This window comes from uncultured Candidatus Kuenenia sp. (assembly GCF_900696675.1).
In the GTDB taxonomy this organism is placed as follows: Bacteria; Planctomycetota; Brocadiia; order Brocadiales; family Brocadiaceae; genus Kuenenia; species Kuenenia stuttgartiensis_A.
Genome location: NZ_CAADGZ010000155.1, coordinates 1 through 6,826 on the forward strand (window position 1 = coordinate 1; position 6,826 = coordinate 6,826).

General features: G+C 39.8%; 8 protein-coding genes. 4 read left to right on the plus strand and 4 right to left on the minus strand.

Annotated features, from left to right (window positions below):
• The coding region (locus tag QZT26_RS15510; protein WP_295103433.1) for a hypothetical protein at nucleotides 1-181 on the minus strand (181 nt) is incomplete at its 3' end.
• 146 nt (nucleotides 182-327) lie between these two features.
• Between QZT26_RS15510 and QZT26_RS15515 the strand changes: the two genes are divergently transcribed.
• The 3 genes from QZT26_RS15515 to QZT26_RS15525 are packed head-to-tail and all read left to right on the plus strand — an operon-like array spanning nucleotide 328 to nucleotide 1,091.
• Nucleotides 328-618 carry a DUF2442 domain-containing protein gene (locus QZT26_RS15515; RefSeq protein ID WP_295103435.1) on the plus strand — a complete coding sequence of 97 codons (291 nt, stop codon included), beginning with the start codon at nucleotides 328-330 and terminating at the stop codon, nucleotides 616-618.
• Nucleotides 619-657: 39 nt separating this feature from the next.
• Nucleotides 658-855, plus strand: coding sequence for a type II toxin-antitoxin system HicA family toxin (locus tag QZT26_RS15520; protein WP_295103436.1), 198 nt, complete (start codon nucleotides 658-660; stop codon nucleotides 853-855).
• The gene (locus tag QZT26_RS15525) at nucleotides 852-1,091 is read left to right on the plus strand and encodes a hypothetical protein (protein ID WP_295103438.1); all 240 of its coding nucleotides are present in this window, start codon (nucleotides 852-854) and stop codon (nucleotides 1,089-1,091) included. The genes QZT26_RS15520 and QZT26_RS15525 overlap by 4 nt, the downstream gene beginning before the upstream one ends.
• A gap of 226 nt (nucleotides 1,092-1,317) precedes the next feature.
• On the opposite strand, the gene QZT26_RS15530 is transcribed toward QZT26_RS15525, so the two are convergent.
• From QZT26_RS15530 to QZT26_RS15540, 3 genes are all read right to left on the minus strand, one after another.
• Nucleotides 1,318-3,159, minus strand: coding sequence for a radical SAM protein (locus QZT26_RS15530; protein ID WP_295103442.1), 1,842 nt, complete (start codon nucleotides 3,157-3,159; stop codon nucleotides 1,318-1,320).
• A gap of 151 nt (nucleotides 3,160-3,310) precedes the next feature.
• On the minus strand, nucleotides 3,311-3,862 hold the full coding sequence (gene hpt / locus QZT26_RS15535; RefSeq protein WP_295103444.1) for a hypoxanthine phosphoribosyltransferase: 552 nt from the start codon (nucleotides 3,860-3,862) through the stop codon (nucleotides 3,311-3,313).
• 181 nt (nucleotides 3,863-4,043) lie between these two features.
• The gene (locus tag QZT26_RS15540; protein WP_099326581.1) at nucleotides 4,044-4,757 is read right to left on the minus strand and encodes a tetratricopeptide repeat protein; all 714 of its coding nucleotides are present in this window, start codon (nucleotides 4,755-4,757) and stop codon (nucleotides 4,044-4,046) included.
• A 729-nt stretch (nucleotides 4,758-5,486) separates the two neighbouring features.
• Between QZT26_RS15540 and dnaA the strand changes: the two genes are divergently transcribed.
• The coding region (gene dnaA, locus QZT26_RS15545) for a chromosomal replication initiator protein DnaA (protein WP_295103448.1) at nucleotides 5,487-6,826 on the plus strand (1,340 nt) is incomplete at its 3' end.

The following is a 6,826-nucleotide window of genomic DNA, read 5'->3' on the forward strand; positions in this document are numbered from 1 at the left end:
CGGAGAAAGGCCAGAAGTTCTCTTGTTCACTGATGACCGCTTCAGCCCTTGATATTAAAGCACTTACGGAAATGGCGGCATGAAAAACACGCATAAAAAACAAGAAATTGATGGATAGTAGTACAACGTGCCGCATATTCATGCCGAATATCAGGGACAAGTAGCGGTCTATTCGATTCATGATGGAACGGTCTTGGCTGGTGAGCTTCCGCCATAGAAGCACAAGTTAGTCGTCGCATGGATTGAAATACATCAGGATGATTTACTTGCTGGCTGGCAATTGGCAGTTAATGGTAAAAAAACGTTTCCAATTCGAGGACTTGACCAATGAACATTGTAGGAATTGTTCCCAAAGACAATTATTACACACTGTACGTCAAAGCAGAAGATGGAGGAGCAGGTTTATTTGACGTAAAACCTTACTTGGAATCAGAGGCCTTCGCGCCACTAAACGACAGAGTTGAATTCGAACGAGTTCACAACAGGGGGTACTTTGTCGAATGGGACTGCGGAGCGGACCTTTCTGCATATACGACACAGGCGCAATGGAAAACATTGTCAACAGAAAACGCTCTACAAGGCGCTACACCAGCCGGCGCCAAAAAGCGGCGCGGTTGAGCTCAGTCGTTAAACTGCTGAAAATATGGGAATACGTTGATGCCTCCAAAGGTAAGGGAACTGATTGCTGAATTAGAAAAGGAAGGCTTCGTAAATAGAGGTGGTAAAGGCAGCCATAGGAATTTTTTTCACTCAAACGTGCCTAAACCTATTACAATTTCAGGCAAACCTGATGACGATGAAAAGCAATATCAGGTGCGAGCAGTACGCTTGGCACTGGAGGAGTTAAAAAAATGAAAGACAGCGCAAAATACGCGAAAATCGTCGAATGGTCCGAAGAAGATCAGTGTTATATAGGGAGTGCGCCGGGACTGATTTATGGAGGTTGTCACGGCGATGACGAGCAACGGGTCTTTGAAGAACTTTGTCAGATTGTTGAGGAAGCCATCGAACTGTATCGGAAAGAAGGAATACCTTTGCCTCCTGCTACTTCCAGCCGTGACTTCGCAAACCGTATGCAAAGCATCGCATAACACGGCGCTCCACCGGAAGGCGGCGAAGTAGTTGCTGGTGAGCTTTGACATTAGGGGGTTTTCGTATAATGACGGTGCAACATAACACGGGTGGGTACATTCCCGATTTTTTGTAAAAAAGCAATTAAGGGGTAATAGTAACTCAAGCTTCCAGATCGAGTTACAAATATCACAAGCAGGATGCTTGTGGTACAGTACTAGTGTGCCGACAGGCAGGTGTAAAGAGTTACAAAAAATCGGGAATGTTCCTGTTTTGAGAATTGCAAAGCAATGAATAAAGCCTGTTTGTCCCGTAATGCGCCACATATAAAAACACATATTCTCTGATAAATATCCTTAAATCCCAACCCTCATAATGATTCTTTTCAAATGCTTCTAGTAATTTTTCTGAATCTTCAATACCAAGTCCTTCGTCAACCGTGTAATAATAATTTAACGCAAGATCCCATTCAGGATTCTTATAGTAGGTAATGCCAAAGGTATTATTTTCTTTGGTTACTGGTGCATACTTGCAGAGATCAAATGTGCCGAATCCTATCGAATGTACAAATTCTTTATTTTCCTCCAAAAATTGTATTGTTTGTTGTGCGTCTTCATAGGACTCTCCCGGAAAACCGAAAAAGCCCATTACATGATTCCATATGCCGGCATTAGAAGAGATTTTAAGCATTTTGCGCATAATATTTGTAGTTGTTGACTTATCCATTCGTTTTAATATCCGTTCACTTCCTGACTCAAAGCCTAAATGCAAATACTTGCAACCGGCATTTGCAGCAGTTTCCCAGATTTCTTCATTTGTTAAACTATTTTCAAATCTTAAATGGGTCATCCATGCAATGTTCATGTTGTTTTTTATCAATGCATAAGAGAGTTTTTTAAATAAAGCCGGAGGGTATGATTCGTCGGGAAAGTGAAAATTATGTGTGTGATACTTGTTTTGAAGATAATGGATATCATCAATAATCTGGCTGATCTTTTTTGCCCTGTAGCCGGCGGTATACCCCTCTCCATGATCACAGAATTTACAACGCCCCCAATAACAGCCCCTTGTGGCAATGTAAGGGAGGATTAATTCTGGGACAAAATATTTTTCTAATGGCAAACCATCGAAATCAGGAACAGGCAGTCTTGTTACATCTTCTGCCATTATTAATGGAGAAGTATGTATGCCTGACGCATCTCTGAATATTACGTTTGGAACGGTTGCAAGATTTCGTGTAGTACCGAGTGTCTCAACAAGCTTAAGCAACGCGGTTTCTCCTTCAAAGACTATGGCACTATCGAAAACAGCAAACAGATCAGGCTTTTCCGGCAATATGTCACGAAGCCGCGTTATCGTATTTCCGCCGATGGTGATGTGAATATGTGGAAAATCTTCTTTGATAAGTGAACAAAAAGTCAATGAAGATATAAGCTGTTGCTTGAGAACGATTGAAATTCCAATAATGTCCGGATTTTCTGCGTGTATAGACGGTTGCAAAATCTGCTTATAAACATCCCTGTAAACGTTTACCTGAGCATCTTTTATTGCTTTCAGAAGCTCTGAGGATATAAAAGTGTTATAGGGCAGCGTTGTTTCCATTGGTGGCAGGCGAATAATTGCAGGGGCGTATACAAGTGAGATGAAGGAGGTTACTTCATGGAAAATATTGATAGCCCATTCAAGTTTTTTTATATCGAAAAAGTCCGGAGAAGTTACGATCTTTTTTGCTTCTTCAGCATGTTGCGACAATTCTTTAATACGGGCTTTTGTACAACCGGTTAATGCATGTTTAAGTGATCTGTCATTATCGTCCAATCCTAACAGCGCCGATTTATTTTTCAATCTTTCTAATTGTTTCGGCGCCTTTTCAAAAATAAGTTGAAGACCGTTACTGCTGAAAAACCAGTCATACATCTCAAGATTTACATCTTTTTGAACGACAAGATGGCCTGCAGACCGCAAAACAGCAGTAAGAGAGGGAAGGCTTAAATATGGTTCAGAAGGAAACCAATCCGGTGGAAACAGCAACATTATTTTCTTTGTGCGATGGCAGGCATTTTTATCGTCAATGGTATATAATGACATTTTATGCAAGAAGTATAGTTAAACGCATCTGTTTTTAGAGAAATCTAATATAACATCTTAATAGCGGTATGATGGGTGACACGGCCAAACTTTTTTGTTAGTGAAATTCCGCAGGAGGCGGAATTCAGGCAATATACTTATGATGCAAGGTCTAAGGACATCCGTTTCTGCTATAGCACTCGCCTTTGAGTACTGCTATATAGGGTAAATTTCTATATTTGTTATTGTAATCGAGACCATAACCAACAACGAAATCATCTCCAACATTAAAACAACAATAATCAGGTTTAATTTTATTTTGACGTCTTCCGCTACGGCTTAAAAGCACACAGCTTTTCAAGGAAGCAGGGGCATATTTTTTAATATCTGCTAAAACTTTTTTCAACGTATTTCCCGTATCAACAATGTCATCTATTACTAAAACATGTTTGCCTTCAATATCAATTTTAAAATTATGTATAATATTAACCTCCCCTTTCGATATAGTCGAATCACCATAACTTGAGGCGTCTATGGTGTCCAATCTTATTGAAAAAGGAATATGGCGAATCAAATCTGCAAGAAATACGAGACTTCCGTTAAGTATTGCAATAATCGTCCATTCTTTATTTTGATAAGTATTAATCAAAGTACTTGATAATTCGATTAATTTATCCTTAATTTGTTTCTCGCTGATTACGACCCGTGCAACATCCTTTTCCACGTCATTTATCCTCCACACACTCGTTGAATAAACAGATAATTAAATAAACGGTTTATAAATGTAATACTATCGTATTATTCTGTAAAAAATTCTTTTTTGTAGGGGGTTTTGCATCTCCTCCTTGTGAAGGAGGGTAAAGAGGAGTGGTTCTCTTTCGTTGCGATTTTGCTGTGCTTTGAGATTAATCTCTATTCCTTCTTTCCTGAGTAAACTGTTGTAAAATAAACCTTTCACTGGTTGCCTCTTCAACCATTCCAAGTTTATCATAAATTACATGCAGAACACTATGTGCTTTTTCTGCTTTCGGATTCAGCATTATTGTTTTTTTTAACGCAGCAATTGCTTCATCATACATATTATTTTTGTAATAGCAGACGCCCAGGAAATAGTGTCCGTCTTCCAGTTCCGGATTAAGCGCTATTGCTTTTTTACATGCCAAAAGAGCTTCATCATGATTTTCCATCAGACTATAGGCAACCGATAAGTAAAGGTGTGCCTCCGCTTCTTTTTTGACGTCTTTTTTAGAGGAAAATAAATCAATAGCCGTTTTATATTCTTGTATCGCCTCCATGGTCATTTGCTTTGCCATATATGCAAACGCAATGTTATAGCGGACCTTTGGCTCTTCAGGATTAAGTTCAATAGCGCGTTTTAGTTCTGTTAGCGACTCGTCTATCATCCCTTTTGTGTAATAGGCTACGCCTAAACCATAATGGGCATCATAGTGATTCTTATTTATTTCCAATGCCTTTTTAAATGCGTCAATTGCTTCATCGTATTTTTTTTGTTCAAAAAAAGAAAGCCCTTTTTTATTAAACGAGTCAGCTTTATTGCCGCAACCGATAATTAAAATACAAAAGAGTAATGATAGGTATGATAATTTACGTATAAACATGATGTGGTTTTAGGGTGCCAGAGAATAGGGGACGTTTTAAAAAACAGCATATAAAAGTTTTTTATAGAAAAAAATATTTTAACCTCAAGACGCTATATTTTAAAGGATATATTTTTTATTGTGAAAACTAGCAAGAAAAAATAAATCTACGATTGATTAGAGAGAAGAAGAAATCCATGTTATTTACAAAACAATGCACATACAATAAACACATTTGGAGAGGTAATTGTATGAAGAGATAGGAAGGGGTGTATTGTCTTACAAATAAGGTATTAACGAGAAGAAACCATACAAAGGGTGAGGAAAGTTACTGACATATTATCCACAATTGATTTCCCGCTTTGAGAGGGTAGAGAACAGGAACTGTGCGCGGGATAATTTGCGGAGCGACTTGGAGGGGTAAATGGATATCGCGAAGGCAAAGCAGCGATAATATGATGTACTGATACGACTTATGGAACCTCAAATACAACGGCGATAAAAAAGTGTGGTGAGGAAGTGAGAGAAAAAAAATTATTTCCATCTTTTTGAAGTAGCGGGCATTTTGTTTAACTATGTGATACCTGCAAGGGTTGCATTCGTTTCAGTGGTATGCCAAAAATTTTGGGTAAAAAAAGCACCGGTTTTTTTTTGACACATAAAAACTCTTTTGATACTATCTCAATCCTTCGCGTACGATTGCGTATTCACAATCCAACCAAAACAAGCAACAAGAAATTAGGAATCACAATGGAACCTTGTTCAAAAATATGGGATGATATTCTTGAGAATGTCAGAGAGAAATTAGGCCCATTACGATTCAATCTGTGGTTCAAAAATACCCGTCTTGAGTCAATAGGTGATGCTTACGCAAGCATTGCCGTTCCTAACGTATTTACCCAGATGTGGCTGCAGGAGAATTTTTCCGGTTTGTTGAAAGAGGACATAGGGCGGTTTCTGAAGAGGAGCGACCTTGATGTACGGTTTATACTGGACAACAAGCAGGAGAAAGAGATCGTATTGCCGGAAAAGCCTGATGTTGTTGTTGATGAGAAGGGTGCGTATACGGGGAGGAAGGCGCTGGGGTTAAACAAGGGTTTGTTGCTGGAGGATTTTGTGATAGGCCCCAATAACCGGCTTGCATATACGGCGGCCCTTGAAATGATAAAGGAGGAGTATCCGCCCTTTAATCCCCTTTTTATTCATGGGAATGTAGGGGTGGGGAAGACGCATCTGCTTGTGGGGATATGGAATCGGGTCAGGAAAGAGCAGACGGTGAATGCGGTGTATATGTCTGCGGAGAAGTGGACGAATGAGTTTATCTATGCGTTGCAGAAAGGGAAGATGGAGTCATTTAGGCAGAGATACAGGAATGTGGACGTATTTCTGATAGATGACGTTCATTTTTTATCCAACAAGCAGGGAGTGCAGGAGGAGTTTTTGCATACGTTTAATGCGTTGTATGATTCGTCAAAGCGGATAATATTTGCGAGCGATGCCCATCCGAAGCAGATAAGCCAGTTGAAGGAGAATTTGGCGAGCCGGTTTATGTCAGGGATGGTGGCGCGTATAGAGAGGCCGGAGTATGCGACGAGGTTGTTGATATTAAGGACGAAGGCGTCGAAGTACGATGTGTATTTTCCGGAGGAGGCGCTGGAGTATATTGCGGAGAAGTTTGATGATAGTGTAAGAGAGGTGGAGAGCGCCTTGGTGACGTTGACGGCACATGCCAGGTTTAATGACAGGAAGATAGACATTGCGTTTGTCAAAGATGTGTTGAAGGAGTTCTTTTACGGCGACGACAAGGTAGTGAAGGTGGAGGAGATAGAGGGTGCGGTGTTGCGGCATTTTAACATAAGCCGCAGTGACCTTCATTCGAGCCGGAAGGCGAAGACGGTATCGTTTCCGCGTCAGATATGCATGTATTTAATAAAAAATCAGTTGGATTGGTCGTATCAGCAAATAGGGAATTATTTTGGCAACAAGAAACATACGACAGTGATATTTGCGATAAAAAAAATAAACGAAGAATTGAAAAAAGATGACCAGTTTAAATCGTTCCTCGATATACTTATGGAAAAAATTAAAAA